Annotated in this window: 18 protein-coding genes and 2 tRNA genes; 19 read left to right on the top strand and 1 reads right to left on the bottom strand. The window is 49.6% G+C overall.

Going from position 1 to position 19,650, the window contains the following annotated elements; all coding sequences use genetic code 11:
* The first annotated feature begins 15 nt into the window (after positions 1-15).
* The 12 genes from ACXX82_RS05285 to ACXX82_RS05230 all read left to right on the top strand — a co-directional run bounded on the left by ACXX82_RS05285 (position 16) and on the right by ACXX82_RS05230 (position 10,442).
* Complete coding sequence (locus tag ACXX82_RS05285; RefSeq protein ID WP_322232523.1) at positions 16-408, top strand: DUF4845 domain-containing protein; 393 nt, start codon at positions 16-18, stop codon at positions 406-408.
* A gap of 20 nt (positions 409-428) precedes the next feature.
* The gene (gene rnc, locus ACXX82_RS05280; RefSeq protein ID WP_322232522.1) at positions 429-1,421 is read left to right on the top strand and encodes a ribonuclease III; all 993 of its coding nucleotides are present in this window, start codon (positions 429-431) and stop codon (positions 1,419-1,421) included.
* 58 nt (positions 1,422-1,479) lie between these two features.
* A complete protein-coding gene (gene era / locus ACXX82_RS05275; protein WP_322232521.1) occupies positions 1,480-2,391 on the top strand; it encodes a GTPase Era in 912 nt (303 codons plus the stop codon).
* Between the two features lie 9 nt (positions 2,392-2,400).
* A complete protein-coding gene (gene recO, locus ACXX82_RS05270; RefSeq protein WP_458562554.1) occupies positions 2,401-3,390 on the top strand; it encodes a DNA repair protein RecO in 990 nt (329 codons plus the stop codon).
* Between the two features lie 18 nt (positions 3,391-3,408).
* Positions 3,409-4,680, top strand: a complete 1,272-nt coding sequence (locus tag ACXX82_RS05265; RefSeq protein WP_458562553.1) for a benzoate/H(+) symporter BenE family transporter — start codon at positions 3,409-3,411, stop codon at positions 4,678-4,680.
* 118 nt (positions 4,681-4,798) lie between these two features.
* Positions 4,799-5,563, top strand: a complete 765-nt coding sequence (gene pdxJ, locus ACXX82_RS05260) for a pyridoxine 5'-phosphate synthase (RefSeq protein WP_323506645.1) — start codon at positions 4,799-4,801, stop codon at positions 5,561-5,563.
* Between the two features lie 31 nt (positions 5,564-5,594).
* Positions 5,595-5,987, top strand: coding sequence for a holo-ACP synthase (gene acpS, locus ACXX82_RS05255; protein WP_458562552.1), 393 nt, complete (start codon positions 5,595-5,597; stop codon positions 5,985-5,987).
* Positions 5,988-6,160: 173 nt separating this feature from the next.
* Positions 6,161-7,174: a beta-N-acetylhexosaminidase gene (nagZ, locus tag ACXX82_RS05250; RefSeq protein ID WP_458563959.1), complete on the top strand. Its 1,014-nt coding sequence runs from the start codon at positions 6,161-6,163 to the stop codon at positions 7,172-7,174.
* Positions 7,175-7,210: 36 nt separating this feature from the next.
* Positions 7,211-9,067, top strand: a complete 1,857-nt coding sequence (gene uvrC / locus ACXX82_RS05245) for an excinuclease ABC subunit UvrC (RefSeq protein WP_458562551.1) — start codon at positions 7,211-7,213, stop codon at positions 9,065-9,067.
* 324 nt (positions 9,068-9,391) lie between these two features.
* Entirely contained in the window at positions 9,392-9,964 is a 573-nt protein-coding gene (pgsA, locus tag ACXX82_RS05240; RefSeq protein ID WP_322232515.1) for a CDP-diacylglycerol--glycerol-3-phosphate 3-phosphatidyltransferase, read from the top strand.
* A 123-nt stretch (positions 9,965-10,087) separates the two neighbouring features.
* Positions 10,088-10,163: transfer RNA gene (locus ACXX82_RS05235), tRNA-Gly, on the top strand.
* A 205-nt stretch (positions 10,164-10,368) separates the two neighbouring features.
* Positions 10,369-10,442 (top strand) — tRNA-Cys (locus tag ACXX82_RS05230).
* Positions 10,443-10,582: 140 nt separating this feature from the next.
* Here the strand turns inward: ACXX82_RS05230 and ACXX82_RS05225 are convergent.
* Positions 10,583-12,235, bottom strand: coding sequence for an isovaleryl-CoA dehydrogenase (locus ACXX82_RS05225; RefSeq protein ID WP_458562550.1), 1,653 nt, complete (start codon positions 12,233-12,235; stop codon positions 10,583-10,585).
* A 204-nt stretch (positions 12,236-12,439) separates the two neighbouring features.
* Between ACXX82_RS05225 and ACXX82_RS05220 the strand changes: the two genes are divergently transcribed.
* From ACXX82_RS05220 to ACXX82_RS05190, 7 genes are all read left to right on the top strand, one after another.
* Positions 12,440-14,641, top strand: coding sequence for a DNA polymerase III subunit gamma/tau (locus ACXX82_RS05220; RefSeq protein ID WP_458562549.1), 2,202 nt, complete (start codon positions 12,440-12,442; stop codon positions 14,639-14,641).
* 313 nt (positions 14,642-14,954) lie between these two features.
* A complete protein-coding gene (locus ACXX82_RS05215) occupies positions 14,955-15,275 on the top strand; it encodes a YbaB/EbfC family nucleoid-associated protein (protein WP_205321753.1) in 321 nt (106 codons plus the stop codon).
* A gap of 12 nt (positions 15,276-15,287) precedes the next feature.
* Positions 15,288-15,596 (top strand): antibiotic biosynthesis monooxygenase family protein, encoded by a 309-nt coding sequence (locus ACXX82_RS05210; protein WP_322232512.1) that lies wholly within the window; start codon positions 15,288-15,290, stop codon positions 15,594-15,596.
* 8 nt (positions 15,597-15,604) lie between these two features.
* On the top strand, positions 15,605-16,201 hold the full coding sequence (gene recR / locus ACXX82_RS05205) for a recombination mediator RecR (RefSeq protein ID WP_322232511.1): 597 nt from the start codon (positions 15,605-15,607) through the stop codon (positions 16,199-16,201).
* A 307-nt stretch (positions 16,202-16,508) separates the two neighbouring features.
* On the top strand, positions 16,509-17,546 hold the full coding sequence (locus ACXX82_RS05200) for an ABC transporter substrate-binding protein (protein WP_322232510.1): 1,038 nt from the start codon (positions 16,509-16,511) through the stop codon (positions 17,544-17,546).
* A 286-nt stretch (positions 17,547-17,832) separates the two neighbouring features.
* Complete coding sequence (locus ACXX82_RS05195; protein WP_322232509.1) at positions 17,833-18,657, top strand: ABC transporter ATP-binding protein; 825 nt, start codon at positions 17,833-17,835, stop codon at positions 18,655-18,657.
* 116 nt (positions 18,658-18,773) lie between these two features.
* Positions 18,774-19,625, top strand: a complete 852-nt coding sequence (locus ACXX82_RS05190; RefSeq protein WP_322232508.1) for an ABC transporter permease — start codon at positions 18,774-18,776, stop codon at positions 19,623-19,625.
* Positions 19,626-19,650: the final 25 nt, after the last annotated feature.

The following is a 19,650-nucleotide window of genomic DNA, read 5'->3' as shown; positions in this document are numbered from 1 at the left end:
TATCAGGAGCGATGAATGACAAGAAATTCAAGGAATGCCTGGAGGCAGCAACGGGGTATTACGTTGTTTGGCTTAATTGTCTGGTTAGCAATTCTTGGATTTATTGTCGTCCTTTCTGCAAAAGTTATTCCTACTATTATTGAATATACATCGATTAAAAAAGCAGTTGCAACTGTTAAATCAAGCGGCGGTACTGTAAAAGAAATTCGCGACGCATTTGATCGTCAAACCGAAGTGGGCTATATCGATGCAATCCACGGTAAAGATCTGGACATTACCAAAAATGGCGAGGATATTGAAATTAACTTCGCGTATAGAAAAATAATTTCGATCGTTGCACCGGTCAGCTTGTTAATTGACTATTCTGGAACAACCGCTAGTTCGTCTAGCAAAAAAACCATCGATTGATGGAGTAAGTCGTAGACCAAATGGACGTTATATTATTGCAAAATCGGCTTGGCCACACATTCAAGGATGCTACGTTGTTGCAGCAGGCCTTGACGCACCGCAGTCATAGCACCTTGCATAACGAGCGGCTAGAGTTTTTAGGCGATTCGATATTGAATTGCGTTGTCGCATCGTTGTTGTTTGACCGCTATACCAAAATTGATGAAGGTGACTTGTCCAGGGTGCGTGCTAATTTGGTAAAGCAGCAATCGTTATATGAAATTGCACAACGCCTGGAGTTGTCTCAATTTTTGCGATTGGGTGAAGGCGAACTCAAGTCTGGTGGTTTTCGCCGTCCGTCCATTCTTGCAGATACGTTGGAGGCGTTGTTTGGCGCGATTTTCCTTGATGCTGGTTTCGATGTCGCGCGCGATGCAATACGGGCCTTGTATATTCCTATTTTAGATACCGTCGATCCAAAGACGTTGGGTAAAGATGCTAAAACGTTATTGCAAGAATATCTGCAAGGAAAGAAAATTGCTTTACCGCAATATAATGTAGTGGCGACGCATGGAGCTGCGCATAATCAAGAATTCGAAATTGAATGTCTCGTTCCAAAATTAGAAATTCAAGTATTTGGCACCGGAGGAAGTCGTCGCGCAGGTGAGCAAGCGGCTGCAAAATTAGCTTTGGAAGCAGTGCAACAAGCTTTTATAAAAACACCGGGTGCGACGCGAAAAAGTAAGCCTAGAACCTCCCAATTGAAACTTGCTGGGATTGCTACCATTCAGCCTGATGCGCCCGGTAAGGAAGTGGCACTGTCAAAGCCAGTATCAATAAAGGATGTTGTTAAAAGCGAGGCTGTAAAACATCCTGTTAAGGCGGCGGCGCTTCCTGCCAATTTGACACCAGTTATCGTCGCAGACGTTTCTGTAGTATCGAAAGCGCAACCAGCGCAAACGGGCGCGGCAACAACGACCTCAACTACGACGGCAACAGTCGGTACTAAAGTTACCGTTGCTGCGCGTCGTTAATGGCTTTAAAAATAGCTCTAAATACCTTACCACTTACCGCGAGTAAATCGACAACCGCATGACAGAATCCGTATCCCAGGCACCCGCATCCGACTTTCGTTGCGGCTACATCGCTATAGTAGGTCGTCCCAATGTTGGTAAATCGACGTTGATGAATGAACTTATCGGTGCCAAAGTGAGTATCACTTCGCGCAAAGCGCAGACCACCAGACACCGCATTACCGGCATCCAAACTTTGCCCGATACGCAATTTGTCTATGTGGACACGCCTGGTTTCCAGACCCGTCACTCAAATGCATTGAATAAAACGCTGAATCGCACTGTCACGACGACGTTGACGGCTTCAGATGTCATCTTGTTTGTGATTGAGGCTGGTACTTTCGGACCAGCCGACCAGCAAGTGCTTGAGCTCTTACCCGCTAGCGTGCCTTGCATATTGGTAATTAATAAGTCAGACCGCGTTAAAGACAAAGCTGTGTTGTTGCCATTCGCCCAGAAAATTGCGGCGTTACGGGATTTTGCCGCGGTTGTGCCTGTGTCTGCCAAACTGCGGTTTCAGTTGGAAAACTTGCAAGCGGAGACGCGTAAATATCTCCCGCTTAACCCACCGGTGTTTGGCGAAGATGACATTACCGATCGTAGCGAAAAATTTTTAGCCGCTGAAATCGTGCGCGAAAAGTTATTCCGTTTTGTTGGCGATGAGTTGCCTTACACCAGTACTGTTCTTATCGAAAAGTTTGAGGTGGAAGGTAATTTGCGACGTGTATTTGCCGCGATTCTGGTTGAGCGTAATACGCATAAATCGATGGTAATCGGTCAAAAGGGCGCGCGTTTGAAAGATATCTCGACACAATCCCGTCTGGATATGGAGCGCCTTTTCGGTGGTCCGGTTTATCTGGAAATTTGGGTAAAAGTAAAATCCGGCTGGGCCGATAACGAAGCCGGATTGCGCGCCTACGGTTACGAGTAAGACGTCGGTATGAGTGCCACCAGTGTTGATGCGGCTATAGAGGCAATTGCTGTCCACGCGGAACAATTGTCTACCGTGGTGGCGGACTCTACACTTGTTGCTGTTGTCGAGAACGCGTTCTCTGGTTTGGCAAATAGTGCAACCACAATAGCCGCAACAACCGAATCTGCACCTTCTCCTGGATTGATTGCCAACTCAGCGTCAATTCAACATTCAACTCCCCCTAATGGCGGAAAATCATCCGCCGCCGCCGCGGTCGCAACTAAGCGCGTTACTCGTCCCTCTGCAGAGTCGCGGATTGCGGGGCAACCTGGCTTTGTTCTGCATAGTTATCCGCATCGCGAAACCAGTCTGATACTGGATGTATTTACGCGCGATTATGGACGGATTGCTTTGGTAGCCAAAGGTGCGAAGCGTCCGCTGTCGAAACTGCGTGGTGTGCTGCAAACGTTCCAACCTCTTTCTCTCAGCTGGAGCGGCAAATCCGAAATCCGTACATTAACCGCTGCCGAATGGGTTGGCGGGATGTTGCCATTGGAAAAGTCAGCGCTATTATGTGGTTTTTATCTTAATGAACTTCTGGTAAAGCTGTTGGCGCGGGACGACGCCCATCCAACTTTGTTTAATCATTACGTCGTCACGCTAAACAAGTTGGCGCATCAGGAGCCAGCACCGATCGTCTTGCGGCAGTTTGAACGCGCATTATTGAAAGAAACCGGGGTTTCCGGGGATTTTACGATCTGTACCGGTAGTCGGCAGCGTGTCGAGTCCGATCTCCTGTATGTGGTCGATCCGGAGCGCGGACCTAGGGTGGCGCGGCTATCCGATAGCTGGCCATCAGTTAGCGGTAAAACATTGCTGGATATGGCGCGCGAGGATTACAGTGATATCAACACGCAGGCGCAGAGCAAAGTATTAATGCGATTTTTGCTGGCCTATCATTTGGGGGGCGCACCGTTAAATACGCGCCAGATTTTGATTGATTTGATGCAATTGTAAGACAACAAGAAAATGCGAATGAAAAATTTCCCATGGTCCACTTTGGCTGCTGGCTTCATCACCGTATTGGTCGGCATTACCAGCTCGGCAGCTATCGTGTTTCAGGCCGCCGCGTCTGCCGGTGCGACACCCGCTGAGATTAGCTCATGGATGCTAGCGCTTGGATTGGGAATGGGCGTCACATGCATCGGTTTGTCATTGCGCTACAAGACGCCAGTCGTTACCGCGTGGTCAACGCCAGGCGCAGCGCTGTTGATCACCAGCCTTGCTGGCGTACCGATGTCGGCGGCGATTGGGGCATTTTTATTTTCAGCAGCACTTTGCATCATATGCGGCGTGACAGGTTGGTTCGAGCGGGCCATGGGTAAAATTCCATTATCGATAGCCGCAGCGATGCTGGCCGGTATTCTGGTGCGCTTCGGCATGGATGTTTTTGTTGCTATGAAGCTGCAATTTTGGTTGGTTTTCGCCATGTTTATTGCTTATCTGTTGTGCAAGCGCTGGATTCCACGTTATGCCATCATCCTCGTACTGGGAGTTGGCATAGCGATTGCGGCGAAACAGGGCTTATTGCATTTCGAGAATTTTCATATCGCCTTCGCCCAACCGGTATTTACGATGCCGACCTTTTCGTGGGCAACGGCGATAGGTATAGGGATTCCTTTATTTGTCGTCAATATGGCATCACAGAACGCACCAGGCGTCGCGGTGCTGCGCGCTTCGGGTTACGATGTGCCGATTTCTCCACTCATTACGTGGACTGGAATAACCAATTTTCTGCTCGCGCCATTTGGTTGTTTTTCACTGAATCTGGCCGCCATTACGGCAGCAATCTGTACTAGCAAAGAAGCGCATGAAGATCCACAAAAACGGTATTGGGCTGGTGTTTTCGCAGGGATCTTTTATTTGCTGGTGGGAGTATTTGGCGCAACAGTGGGGGCATTATTCGCTGCGTTTCCAAAAGAACTGATACTGGCAATTGCGGGGCTGGCGCTACTTGGAACTATCGCGAATGGCCTTAAGGTAGCGATGTCGAATGACAGTCAGCGTGAGGCTGCATTAATTACTTTTCTAGTTACCGCATCCGGTGTTTCATTTGCGGGTATTGGTTCCGCGTTCTGGGGGCTACTGGCCGGGGCGCTTGCTTTATTTTTGCTGACTTCGCGCGCTCGGGTTGCTCCGCAAACTTCGGACGCTGCCGCTGTTGTCACCACCGTTGTGGAGCCACCATCGCTATCTGTCCGACCTTCATCTTCTACGGTGCAGACCTCTTTGCGTCAAAACTCATGACAGAGCGATTAGGTCGGTGTACTTTTGAATTATGCTTTAATTCTACTGTCTATTTATTTACCGACTATCTCTGCCCAATATATCTACCCACTAATTCCATCTGCGACCCCATAAACTGATGAGCTATCTTAATCCCACCCCAACGGTCATTGACCTCGGCATTAATATCGACCATGTCGCAACATTACGTAATGCGCGTGGCACAACCTATCCGGACCCACTACGGGCCGCCTTGGAGGCGGAAGAAGCTGGGGCGGATGCAATCACATTGCATCTCAGGGAAGATCGTCGTCACATTAAGGACGCAGACGTCGAGATCATTCGTCCCTTGTTGCGTACGCGGATGAACCTGGAGGCGGCCGTGACGCAAGAAATGATTGATTTTGCTTGCAAAATTAAACCGCAAGATGTGTGTCTGGTACCGGAGCGGCGACACGAATTGACAACCGAGGGTGGCCTCGACGTCATCAAATATTTTACCGAAGTGCAAGCTGCGGTACGCCAACTGCAAGCCGAGGGAATACGCGTGAGCCTTTTCATCGATCCCAATGTGGATCAGATTCAGGCAGCGGCAGAAGTCGGCGCACCAGTCATCGAACTGCATACTGGGCGCTATGCAGAAGCGCATCAAGCTACCGAACAGCGTAGCGAACTTGAGCGCGTCCAGCGGGCAGTCCAGGAAGGCGTTATCCGTGGGTTGAAGGTGAACGCAGGCCATGGTTTGCATTACACCAATGCCCAGGCGATTGCCGCGATACCAGACATCGCTGAACTCAATATCGGGCATGCGATTGTGGCGCACGCGGTGTTTGTTGGTTGGAAAGCGGCGGTCAGTGAAATGAAAGCATTGATGGTGAAGGCACGGTTGAATCGTCACAGTTAAATCGCGGCTAAACAGAATGTAAAAGGACATCATGATTTACGGCATTGGTACTGACATTATTCAGATTCCACGGATTGAAGCGGCGTTGTCGCGTCATGGCGACCGCTTTGCGGAAAAAATTCTGGGGCCTGAAGAACTCGTAAAATACCATCATCGAAAAGCTAAGATAGCGGCACGCGGTATTCGATTTTTAGCGACGCGTTTTGCGGCAAAGGAAGCATTTTCCAAGGCCATCGGAATAGGTCTGAGAATGCCGATGACATGGCGCGCGATGCAGACGTTGAATGCACCTGGCGGCAAGCCTGTGGTCCTCACCAGCGGTGTTCTTGAAGAATTTATGTTGAAGAACGGTCTGACCGCGCAGGTGTCGATTACTGACGAAGTTGAGTATGCGGTCGCTTTTGTCATTGTGGAAAAAATATGAGTATGAGTGTAATAGTTTCAAATGCGGATCAGCAAGACAGGGCGCTAATGACTGATCATCTTTTGATTGATCAACTTCAGCTTGGTCATGTCGAAATTGATCAGGTAATGATTGATAAAGTAAAAATTGAAACCGATGGCGACAGTCAGCCACGACAGCCAATGGGGCCAGTAATGCTCGACGTCGTCGGCATCAGCCTGACTGCGGATGATATTCGAAGGATTCAACATCCGCTCACAGGCGGCGTCATTCTCTTCACGCGCAATTTTCAGGATAGGGCGCAACTGACGGCGTTAACTGCTGCTATTCGTGCAGCCCGTCCGAAGATACTCATTGCGGTAGATCATGAAGGCGGACGCGTGCAGCGTTTCAGAACAGATGGATTTACACGCCTACCCGCAATGCGCGCGCTTGGAGAGTATTGGGATCGCGATGTATTAGGCGCGACCAAACTGGCTACGGCGGTCGGTTTTGTGCTGGCCGCAGAATTGCGGGCATGCGGAATCGATTTGTCGTTCACGCCAGTGCTCGATCTTGATTATGGTGGGTCTACCGTGATCGGTGAGCGTGCCTTTCATCGTGACCCACGCGTAGTGACTTTATTGGCAAAAAGCTTGAGCCATGGACTGCGGTTAGCCGGGATGGCAAACTGCGGAAAACATTTTCCAGGTCATGGTTTTGTAGAAGGCGATTCGCATCTCTCGATTCCGCTTGATCAGCGGTCATTGCGGCAGATTATGGAAGAGGACGTCAAACCGTATGACTGGCTCGGAATGAGTTTATCGGCGGTGATGCCGGCGCACGTGATTTATCCAAAAGTAGATTCACATTCAGCCGGATTTTCAAAAAAATGGCTGACGATACTGCGCGAAGAAGTCGGTTTTAACGGCGTTATTTTTAGCGATGATTTGAGCATGGCTGCGGCCAGTTCTGCCGGTACAGTGTTAGAGGGCGCAAATGCAGCCTTAAACGCTGGCTGCGATGTCGTGATGATTTGTAACTCTCCCGATAAAGCTGATGAATTGCTGGCTGGCCTGCGTCTCGAAGCGACAATGGCATCGCAAGCCAGTGCGGCACGTCTGACAACGTTAGTGCCGCAAAGTATCGCGCTGGATTGGGAAGGCCTACAAAAAAATGCTGAATACCGGTCTGCCAAGAAATTGGTTACCGCACTTGTTTCCGCTTGATCGGCAGTGCTGTAGCACTATTGAATAGTTCAAAATATGATTGATTCTGAGATTCCTAATCCGATGGCGGTCGTTTTGGATACGGTTGCCAAACTGCCGAATCTGCCCGGCGTGTATCGCTATTTCGATGCTGCTGACAATATTTTGTACGTTGGAAAAGCGCGCGAACTAAAAAAGCGCGTCTCTAGTTATTTCCAGAAAAATCTTGCTAGTCCACGGACGGCAATGATGGTGCAGAAAATTGCACGATTGGAGACTACTGTGACGCGCAGCGAGGCTGAAGCATTAATACTTGAAAGCAATTTAATCAAGTCTTTGCAGCCGCGCTATAACATTCTTTTTCGAGATGATAAGTCGTATCCGTATCTCAAGATTAGTGGCCAGGAATATCCGCGTATGGCATATTACCGCGGCGGAATCGATAAAAAAAATCAATATTTCGGCCCATTCCCCAGCGCATGGGCTGTGAAAGAATCGATACAAATTTTGCAGAAAGTTTTTCTGCTCCGAACCTGCGAAGACTCGGTATTTGCCAATCGAACACGGCCTTGTTTGCTGCATCAGATCCAGCGTTGCAGTGCTCCTTGTGTCGATCTGATCACGCGTGAGGATTATGCGGTTGATGTCGACAATGCCGCCAAATTTTTACGCGGTCGCCAAACCGAAGTGATGGCGACACTAGATCAAAAAATGCACGCGTTTGCGGCTGAATTAAAATTTGAGCAAGCGGTTGTAGTGCGCAATCAGATTAGCGCTTTATCTAAAGTCTTACACCAGCAAAGTATGGAAATCGTTGGTGATAGCGACATCGACATTATTGCCGCAATTGTGCAAGGCGGTCGCGTCTGCGTCAATCTTGCGATGGTGCGCGGCGGTCGCCATCTTGGGGATCGGGCGTATTTCCCCACGCATATCGAGAGCGCATTGATTGGCGCTGATGAAGCGATTGATGTTTCCGTGATGAAGGCCTTTTTGGCGCAGCATTACATTGATACTTTTATTCCTGGCACACTGATCCTGAATCTCGATATCGACGAACCGGCATTAATGCTGGCGTTGATGGCGCAATGTGGACACCGTATTAATCTGGTATTTCAACCGCAAGGCCAACGCCGTCAATGGCTGGATATGGCGCAAAAGGGCGCCGAAATTTCGCTGACCCGACTGTTGTCGGAGCAGGGTTCTCAACAGGCCCGAACACGCGCATTGGTCGATGTCCTGACTATCGATATTCCAGATGTGGATGCTTTTCGCGTGGAGTGTTTCGATATTAGTCATACCTCTGGCGAAGCAACGCAGGCATCGTGTGTTGTGTTCCATCATCACGCGATGCAAAATGGTGAATATCGGCGTTATAACATTAAGGACATTACCCCGGGCGATGATTATGCCGCGATGCGTCAGGTATTGATGCGACGTTACGAGAAAGTCGCTAATGGCGGCGGTACGATGCCCGATATCGTGTTGGTTGATGGTGGCAAAGGTCAGGTCGAAATGGCGCGGCAAGTGCTGACAGAACTTGGTTTGGATATTAGTCTGATCGTCGGCGTTGCTAAAGGCGAGGGCCGCAAAGTAGGTCTGGAAACGTTGATTTTTGCGGACGAACGTACGCCGCGCGAATTGGGTAGGGAATCTGCTGCGTTGATGTTAATCGCACAGATTCGCGATGAGGCGCATCGTTTTGCCATCACCGGCATGCGCGCAAGACGCGCTAAAGCACGTCAAACCTCTCGTTTGGAGGAGATAGAGGGCATTGGTGCAAAGAGACGCCAAAAGCTGCTGGCACGCTTTGGAGGACTCAGAGCGGTGGCAGATGCCAGTATTGATGATTTAGCTTCTGTGGAGGGTATTTCGCGGCAACTGGCTGAAGATATTTATCGTCAACTCCATTGACCTAAGTTGTTGCGTAAAATCGATTAAGGCGGTTTATCCGTGTTTTATTTCCCAACTGCAGCCATACTCCTAGATAATTAGTGCTGGTCACAGAGCATACCGAGCAATAAGCCAGAAGATTGTCGGATCGGCTCTGCGCTCCTGCGAGGAATTGGCTGCGAAATGAACTAAACGATCCGTGTTTTACCAATCTCTTGACCAATAGCGCGTTATTGGCAGGAAAGTTGGCTAAAATTTGGTCTCGCTCAGCGCATTTTGCGTTTCAATATCGTGGGACGCAGAGTTAAGCCCTTAGTCTCATGGCGATAACATTAAATATAATTTATGCCCTTTAATTTTCCTATTCTTCTGACCTGGCTACGCGTTGCGCTCATTCCGCTGGTAGTTGGTGTGTTCTATCTCCCTGATTTTGGGTTTTCTGCTACGGATATCGGGCTAGGATCGGCCATTGTGTTTATCGTGGCAGCCTTGACGGATTGGTTCGATGGTTTTCTCGCTCGTCGCTGGAATCAAACTTCGGCATTTGGCGCATTTCTAGATCCGGTCGCCGATAAATTAATGGTCGTCGGCGCGTTGTTAGTGTTAGTTAATTTGGATCGGGTAAGTCCGATCATTGCGTTTATCATCATCGGACGAGAAATCACCATCAGCGCGTTGCGCGAATGGATGGCACAAATTGGTGCGTCTAAATCGGTAGCGGTTAGTTCACTAGGGAAAATTAAGACAGCCGCCCAAATGACTGCGATTCCAGTTCTGCTGTATTCCGGCAAATTATTCGGCGTTGATATCCGGCTTCTTGGGCATGGATTGATGTTGATCGCAACCGTACTGACGGTTTGGTCAATGTTCTATTACCTGCGTAAGGCTTGGCCGCTGATTAAAGAAAAAGCGCAGTAAAAACCATGCGTCGAATTTTTATTAAGTACCTTTTGTAAAATGCTTGACATCATTTTTAGACCATCTATAATGGCGTCTCTCCAGTAGATGTTGCAGAGCAGCGTAGCGGATACAAAAGAAAATGCGGGAGTAGCTCAGTTGGTAGAGCGATACCTTGCCAAGGTATAGGTCGAGAGTTCGAGCCTCTTCTCCCGCTCCAAATTCAAAAAAGGAAGCTCAAAAAGCTTCCTTTTTTAATGTCCGAGCTAGCATCTATCAGCCATGTTGATAGATGTAAATGGACCTAATGCAGTTTTAAACCAGCATTAGAATGTGCGTCTGTTCCGATAGTTTAGGAATGGTAGTGCTAGCAGGAAAGTTGGCAAATTTTCCGATACTGTTGTTACTTGTTGACTTCAAGGAATGGCGGGGTAGCAAAGTGGTTATGCAGCGGCCTGCAAAGCCGTCTACGCCGGTTCGATCCCGACCCCCGCCTCCAAGTATAAGTCAATGAAATCAAGAGCTTAGCCCACATCATAGTGGGCTATTTTTTTGTCTGAAGTGTCAAAATCCGCTCCAGTATAAGTATCGTCAGGCTCTATTTGGCGAAAACCATTACTTCACATATCAATGCTCAGATTACGGCATTACCCGCTTCAGGATTTGTTTCTGAACATCCGCGTTGATCTCACTGCTCAAAGTCCCATAAACACGTCCTGCCGCAGCGTCGCAACGACTGTCAATAAATGCGTCGGCAATTGTTGGCGGGGCATGTTGCGCCATCAATGCGGCCTGGACCGTTAATATGAGGGTTTGAACCAATCGGCGAGCGTTGCGTTCTTGCTGATCCGGCGGTGTTGAAAGTAAGTTTTTTAGACTGCTCAACATCACGCCGATAGAAGCATGGCCGCTGGTGACACTGTGCAGATGTTCAAGTAACAGGGTAAATCCTTCTGGTTCGCGCCCGATTGCCCGCAATACATCTAGGCACATGACGTTGCCTGAGCCTTCCCAGATTGAGTTGACCGGTGCTTCTCTGTAAAAACGTGCCATCGGGCCAGTTTCGACGTATCCATTGCCGCCCCAGATTTCCATACATTCTCCTGAGAATTCTAAGGCCCGCTTGCATATCCAGAATTTTGCGGCGGGCGTGACAATGCGTTTCCATGCGCGCTGTAAGGGATCGTTGGGTGCCTCAAATGCACTGGCAAGTTGTAGCATTAATAGTGTTGCGGCTTCGCTTTCCAGCGCCAGATCAGCGAGGACGTTTTGCATCAATGCCTGTTCGGCCAAGGGGGCACCGAAAGCGCTACGATGACGCGCATGATGTAATGCTTGCACAAGCGCTTGGCGCATGAGACCGGCGCTGCCGATGACGCAATCGAGGCGTGTGTGATTTGCCATTTCGATGATGGTAGCGATACCGCGCCCTTCGTCACCCACCATAATGCCAAAGGCATCTTCAAATTCGACTTCGCTGCTAGCGTTTGAACGGTTGCCGAGTTTGTCCTTGAGTCGTTGAATAAATACGGTATTTTTGCTGCCATCGGGCCGCCAGCGCGGCACAAAAAAGCAGCTCAATCCTAATTCTGTACGTGCTAATACCATGTGTGCGTCGCACATCGGTGCAGAAAAAAACCATTTATGGCCTGTCAACAGGTAGTCTGCACCACGACCGCCACCTCCGGGTAGTGGAATAGCCAGTGTGGTGTTTGATCGCACATCGGAACCACCTTGTTTTTCAGTCATGCCCATACCAATTAGCATGGACGTTTTTTGTCCTAGCGGCAGATCGCGACCGTCGTGTTCGCACGCATATAATTTGGCTTGCAAGGCAGCGAACAGGGCTGGTTCCTTTTGCAAGACAGGAATCGAGGCAAACGTCATGGTAGTTGGACACAATGATCCTGCCTCCACCTGCGCATGGAGAAAGTAGCCAGCTGCCCGTGCAACATGGCTTCCGGGGCGGGGCGCACTCCAAGGCAAGGCGTGTAAGTTTTCGCGACGTAACATTCCTAATAGCGCATGCCAGGCTGGGTGAAATTCGACTGCATCGATACGGTTACCCAAACTGTCAAAGCACTGCAATTCTGGCGCATGACGATTTGCTGCATCTGCCAACGCCCAGATTTCTTCGCGACCCAATTCTGCACCGTAACGGGCTAGCTCTGCGGCGTGCCAGCCAGCTTGCAGGCGTTGCACGCCCGCCGTCAATATGGCGTCGTCGTTATACAAATTGTTATCGGTCAGTGGTTTGACCTGATTAGTGACTTGGTGCGTGGGCGATTGCATGGCATCTCCTGGCGGGCTTGATCTGACGTTGCATGTTTGAACGCATGGCAAGGTTAGCGTAGTCCGAATTTGTTATATGTGCCAGCGCAAAAGCGAGCCAACTCGGGGCAGATTTGTCGGCATTTCTTAAAATCCTTGCGAGCGCTTCCTCTAAGGTAAAATGAGTGCTGAATTTAACAGCCAGCAATGCGCGCCCGCCACTCTATGTCATACCAAGTCCTAGCTCGTAAATATCGCCCAAGAAGTTTCGACACCCTGGTTGGTCAGGAGCACGTTGTGCGGGCATTGACGCATGCGCTGGAGCAACAGCGCCTACATCATGCTTATTTGTTCACTGGTACAAGGGGCGTTGGTAAAACGACGCTGTCGCGCATACTCGCCAAGGCCTTAAATTGTCAGGGTATTGATGGCAACGGTGGAATTACCGCTCAGCCGTGCGGTGTGTGTGATGCCTGCGTGGCGATTGATGCGGGGCGATTTGTTGATTATATTGAAATGGATGCAGCATCCAATCGCGGTGTGGATGAAATGGCGCAATTGCTGGAGCAGGCGGTCTACGCGCCGTCAAACGCCCGTTTCAAGGTCTACATGATCGATGAAGTCCACATGCTGACCAACCACGCATTCAACTCCATGTTGAAAACGCTGGAAGAACCGCCCGATCATGTCAAGTTTATCCTTGCTACTACCGATCCCCAAAAAATCCCGGTAACGGTCCTGTCGCGATGCCTGCAATTCAATCTGAAGCAGATGCCGCCGGGTCATATCATTAGCCATCTGGACGATATTCTGGGGCAGGAACAAATTGAATTCGAAACACCGGCTTTGCGCCTTCTGGCACAAGGCGCACACGGATCAATGCGCGATGCCTTATCGTTAACCGATCAGGCGATCGCCTACGCAGCTGGCAAAGTAACGCTTGAGGCGGTCCAGGGAATGTTGGGCGCGCTGGATCAGACCTATTTGATTCGGGTGCTAGATGCTTTGGCCCTAAACGATGGTGCCGGTTTGTTGGCTGTTGCTGATGAAATGGCAATTCGCAGTTTGTCGTATAGTGCCGCGTTGCAAGATCTCGGTACTTTGTTGCATCGCGTCGCGTTGGCGCAAAGCGTCCCTGGAGCGTTAGCAGAAGATTTGCCTGAGCGCGAAGATGTCATGCGTCTGGCTGCGGCGTTTGATGTCGAAGAAATCCAATTGTTTTATCAGATCGTTGTGCACGGTCGTAATGAACTTGGCTTGGCACCGGATGAGTACGCAGGGTTTTCAATGACCTTACTGCGAATGTTGGCGTTTCGGCCTCAATCGGGAGATGGAACAGGAATAGTGGCAGCACAGCAGCGATCAGTTGCGCCGTCGCGCCCGTCTGCATCACCTGCATCATCTTTCACTCCCGCTTCATCGCCAGCCGTTGCAGTTAAAGCCCCAATAACCGTCGCTCCGACGCCGTCAATTCCTGCAGCACGATTAAGTAGTGCGCCGCAGGCCGCTACCACCAGCGCTCCTGTAGGACGTGTCGATGGTAACCTCAGTCCGGCGATGGCAGCATTGGCAGCAGCGCGAGGGGGCGTCGCCAGCAAACGCCCGGGCGCCTCTCCCGCCGCGCCTGCAACTGCTTCGGTTACCGCGGCAATCAGTAATTCTGCGATACCGGTCAGATCTCAGCCGACGGCGATCCCGGAGATCAAAGTACCGGCAAGTCAACCACCGAAAGTAACTTCTACTGTATCGTCGCCACCACCTTGGGAAGAGGATATTCCGCTGCCGATGGACTTGTCGGATAACGATTCATCCGGATCGAGCTATGACGCGCGCGCAGAGCCACGTACCGCTTCCGCCATGCACACATCAGGTCGTTCAGAAGCGCGTCCTGTAACAAGTACTCCGTCTGTGCCAACACCGGCAAACAAGCCAACCGCAACGTTGAGTATGGATGCGCTGTCAATGCAATCGTCATCGTCAAATCCACTGCCACAGAAAGCCGCTGCTGACCCGTTCGTTTATCATCCAGATCCATCATTGAACTGGGATGGCGACTGGCCAACCTTGGCGGCACTATTGCCGGTACGTGGTGTGGCACATCAACTAGCGCAGCAAAGTGAGTTGCTGCGTTTGGACAGTACCGGAGCAGCCATTCAAATTTACCTGCGCATTCCCCTCGAGACGTTACGCTTACCCGCTAATGTTGATAAACTAACTGCGGCGTTAACCGAGCGTTTTGGTCGCACGGTGCGGGTCGAGACAGAAATTGGGAACGTGCGTCACACCGCGAATGTGAAGGCGCAAGGCGAGCAGGCGGAACGGCAGCGTTTAGCTGAAGAGACCGCAAAAAATGATCCATTTATTCAAAGCATGATTCGTGAGTTCGGTGCAGCGATTGTTCCTGGATCGGTCAAACCGTTAGCCTGAAGCTAAGCCTGAACTTGAGCAGTATCGTCACGGACGGTAGGTCACGGACGGTAGGTCACGGACAGTAGGTCACGGACGGTAGGTCACGGCAATGTAAAATTGACATGGGTGACGAAAAAACAAGCCAATTTAAAATTGGGCTAACTGCTTCGACGGAGGAATTGTTATAAACGCCGTCGAAGCGCAGTTAAACAGTTGGTATCGCCCAACCGTAATGGGCTGGATAGATTGCTAAATAGCAATAAAAATTATCGCCATCAATGTGCGATTTTGTGTCATTCCCAACACTGAATTAACTTAAAGGAGCAACATTATGATGAAGGGCCAACTCGCAGGCTTGATGAAGCAAGCGCAAGCAATGCAAGATAATATGAAAAAAGCGCAGGATCAATTGGGCTTGATCGACGTCGAAGGTGAATCTGGCGGCGGTCTCGTCAAAGTAGTCATGTCTTGCAAAAATGCTGTCAAGCGCGTGACGATCGATCCGTCCCTGCTGGCTGATGACAAGGACATGCTAGAAGATCTGGTCGCTGCTGCTTTCAATGACGCCGTACGCAAGGCAGAAGAAACCTCGGCAGAAAAAATGTCCGGGCTCACTGCTGGTATGCCACCAGGCTTCAAAATGCCGTTTTAAGTACCGCATCCTATGATTCTTAACGCTGCAACGCTGGATATTATTCCCGGTCAGGAAGCCGCATTTGAAGCGGCTTTCGCGGAGGCGAAAAAACTGATTATGTCCACGCCGGGTTATATTTCGCATGCGTTGCAGCGTTGCGTGGAACTCCCGAATCGTTATATTTTACTGGTGCACTGGCAGACGCTAGAACACCACACGATCGGCTTCATGCAATCGTTTCAGTATCAAGAGTGGCGCACGCTAATGCAGCATTTCTATAAGCCGCCACCGATTCTTCACTATGCACCGGTGGGTCGCAAGATCTATCGTGGTTTTTAAGGTCTGATGTGAAAACCCCTTCCAGTCTGGCCTTTTTGACAGAAGCTTTACGCCACTTGCCCGGCGTCGGCCCGAAGTCGGCGCAACGTATGGCTTATCATCTGTTGCAGCATGATCGTGATGGCGCAGCGTTGCTTGGTCGCGCATTGATGCAAGCGGTCGAAAAAGTACAGCATTGTTCAATGTGCAATACTTTCACCGAGCATGATCTGTGTGAGGTATGTTTGGATCCTGAGCGTGACACGTCATTACTCTGTGTAGTGGAAACACCCACCGATCAGTTGATGATCGAGCAGACGTTGACGTTTAAAGGCCTATATTTTGTGTTGATGGGACGGTTGTCGCCGCTTGATGGTATTGGCCCGAAGGATCTTCAACTTGAAAAATTAATCGTCCGCGCCACCAATGGGGTCGTAGCCGAAGTAGTGTTAGCGACCAATTTCACCAACGAAGGCGAAGCCACCGCCCATTACATTAGCGAAACCATGAAAGCACGCGGCCTGAAGGTTAGCCGCCTGGCTCGTGGGGTTCCGGTTGGTGGCGAGTTGGAATACGTGGATGCCGGTACTATTGCGCGTGCCATGTTGGACCGTCGCGCCACTTAACGATAATCATTCGTCGTCGTCGACATGCTTTTTCGTCACGTGCAGCCTTAGAGATCTAAACATTGTCGATTTAACTTGTAGTTGATTAATACACAGCATAAGGGGCGATGGTATTCATTTTATGTCGCCGAATAACGATAAAAAAAACTCACCATGTGCCTTTTCAGCTTGTAACGCGAGATAACGCGATGCCTGCGGTATTATGTGGTCACAATCCTACTAGGATTTAAAAAAACAAAGTTCATCGCTTCCAATAGCGGAATAAATAATATCGTTACAACGTAACCATTGATGTTGAGGAGACAAAATGAAGTTTAACTGGAAGCAGTTTGGTGTCGCACTTTGCCTGTTTTTGGCAGGATATTTTACATTTAACAGCAAATTATTTGCGCAAACACTAGAAAAGCCGAAAGTATCGATTGCTGTCGGCGGCAAGAACTTGTTTTATTACCTTCCTTTGACGGTCGCTGACCAACTAGGGTATTTCAAAGATGAAGGTTTGCAGGTTGAAATCTCTGATTTCGCCGGTGGTGCGAAAGCGTTGCAGGCACTGATTGGTGGCAGCGCGGATGTCGTATCCGGCGCATTCGAGCACACCATTAGTATGCAAGCAAAAAATCAGATGATTACGGCGTTCGTGCTGCAAGGCCGTGCGCCACAGATCGTGATGGCGGTTTCCAATAAGACCATGCCGAATTACAAATCGATTGCTGATTTAAAAGGTAAGAAAATCGGCGTGACTGCACCCGGTTCTTCTACCAGCATGATGAGCAATTTCGTACTCGCAAAAGGTGGTTTAAAGCCTACTGACGTTTCGTATATCGGCGTCGGTGCATCGGCCGGTGCATTGTCTGCATTACGTTCAGGACAGATTGATGCCATTGCTAATCTGGACCCTTTGATTACGATGCTGCAGCAAAAAAATGAGATTCGCATCATATCTGATACGCGCACGATAAAAGAGACGGAAGCTGTTTTCGGCGGACCGATGCCAGCGGCGACTTTGTACGCCTCCGCTGACTTTATCAAGAAATATCCCAACACGACACAAGCTTTAACCAACGCGATGGTGCGCGCTTTGCGGTGGTTGCAAAAAGCGGCGCCAGAAGATATCGTCAAGGCCGTCCCTGAAAATTATTTACTAGGCGATCGTGCACTCTATATTGAAGCGTTCACCAAGGTTCGTGAAGCGATCTCACCGGATGGAAAGTTCCCGGACGCAGGCGCCGCTACTGCATTGCGCACGCTAGAATCGTTCGATCCGACGTTGGCCGATAAAAAAATTGACCTGTCTAAAACGTACACCAATGCATTCGTGACAAAGGCCGATCTTAAGTTTAAGTAAGCCGATAGTAAGCTGATATAAAATGCTGAGATCAATCAAGTATTAATCTCGGTAAATAAATCGCCCTGCACCAGAAAAAGGAGAGCAGGGCGATTTGGTTTTTAGTTAATTGCCGACATCCTGCGGTTAGATGAATGCGGCAGCAGCATCGCCATGTTGTGTCACTATATAAGTGCGCTGAACGATGATTTTTATAGGTTAGATTTATCGTTGATTTTTATCGATAAAACTTATCTGATGCGTTTTATTTTCCATCGCAATTTTTTCGGCTTGCGCCATCATTCTTATGACTCCAGTTTCACCGACGCCAGCATTATTTCTCGACAATATCAGCTGTACTTTCATTTCAAAAGATGATCGTTCACAGCGCTATACCGCCGTCGCAGACACCACCCTTACCATCGCGCCAGGGGAATTTGTTTCGGTAGTGGGACCGACCGGTTGCGGCAAGTCGACCTTGCTCAATGTTGGTGCGGGTTTGTTGCAACCCTCTACCGGCAGCGTCAAAGTGTTCGGTGAAGAGTTGACGGGTATAAATAAACGTGCCGGTTATATGTTCCAGTCGGAAGCATTAATGCCATGGCGCAGCGCGTTGCAAAACGTGATCGCCGGTTTGCAATATCGAGGGATGGAAGAGCCTGAGGCAAAGCAGCTCGGTGAGGAATGGTTAGCGCGGGTCGGACTGCAAGGGTTTGGCGATCGCTTTCCGCATCAACTATCCGGCGGCATGCGCAAGCGCGTGGCATTGGCGCAAACATTGATTCTTGATCCAGACATTATTTTGATGGATGAGCCGTTTTCGGCACTGGATATTCAAACGCGTCAGCTGATGGAAAATGAAGTGCTTGCATTGTGGAGTGCGAAAAAGAAAGCGGTTCTCTTTATTACCCATGATCTGGACGAAGCAATTGCCATGTCGGATCGTGTCATCGTCCTGTCTGCCGGGCCGGGAACGCATCCGATTGGTGAGTTTGTGATTGATCTTGAGCGTCCGCGTGACGTCGCAGAAATTCGCAGCGATCCTCGCTTCGTAGAACTGCATCAGCAGATATGGAGCGTATTGAGGGACGAGGTGCTGAAAGGCTATCAGCAGCAGAAAAAAATCGCCTGACAGACCAAGCTACAAGGCGAGACGCAAGACGCAAGACGCAAGACGATATCAGGATAGGTTAGTCATCGAATAGAAATTGTGACTATTTCCAAAAAAATAAGAAAGAGCACGACATTATGTGGCAAGCAATTAAACCCAATTACAAAAATATGCGCGTTTATCAAGCGCTGGTATTAGTCATATTTTTTGCAGCGTGGCATGTAGTGACCCGTAACCAGCAGACCGCATTTTTCTTCGGCGAGCCAATCAAAGTATTGGAGCGGGTCTGGCAATGGTTCACGGTTGGCAGCGGCAGTCTGGATGTCGGTATCGGTGACACAACATGGTTCACGTTGAAGTTTCCAGGCGAGATTTATTCCCACCTGCTGGTGACGCTGACAGAAACCATGCTGGCGTTTGGGATCGGTACTGTATTGGGTTTAGGCGTAGGATTATGGCTTGCGCTGTCACCATTGACATCGGCAATCCTTGATCCCTATATCAAAGCATCTAACGCCATGCCACGGGTTATTTTGGCACCTATTTTTGCTATGTGGTTCGGATTGGGCATTTGGTCCAAAATCGCATTGGCGGTCACATTGGTATTTTTTATTGTATTCTTTAATGTCTACCAAGGCGTCAAAGAAGTCAGTCCTGTCGTCCTGTCAAACGCTCGCATGTTGGGTGCGAATCAGCGGCAATTGCTGCGCACAGTCTATTTGCCATCGGCGACATCATGGGTTTTCTCCAGCTTGCATACGTCTGTCGGGCTTGCTTTTGTCGGCGTGATCGTCGGTGAATATTTAGGTTCTGCACGTGGTGTTGGCTACTTGATTTTGCAGGCTGAAGGGGCGTTTGATATCAATACCGTATTTGCCGGCATTATGGTGTTAACTGCATTTGCGTTGATTCTTGATTCCTTGGTCGGCATGATTGAGAAACGACTAATGAAGTGGCAGCCAAAAACGGGCGATACCGAGCGCCTATAATTTGCTGCGATCTTCTGTGGTGCGC

The sequence above is a fragment of the Glaciimonas sp. GNP009 genome (genome assembly GCF_054343755.1).
Note: the sequence above shows the minus strand (reverse complement) of the source record. Positions and strands in the feature narration are given on the sequence as shown.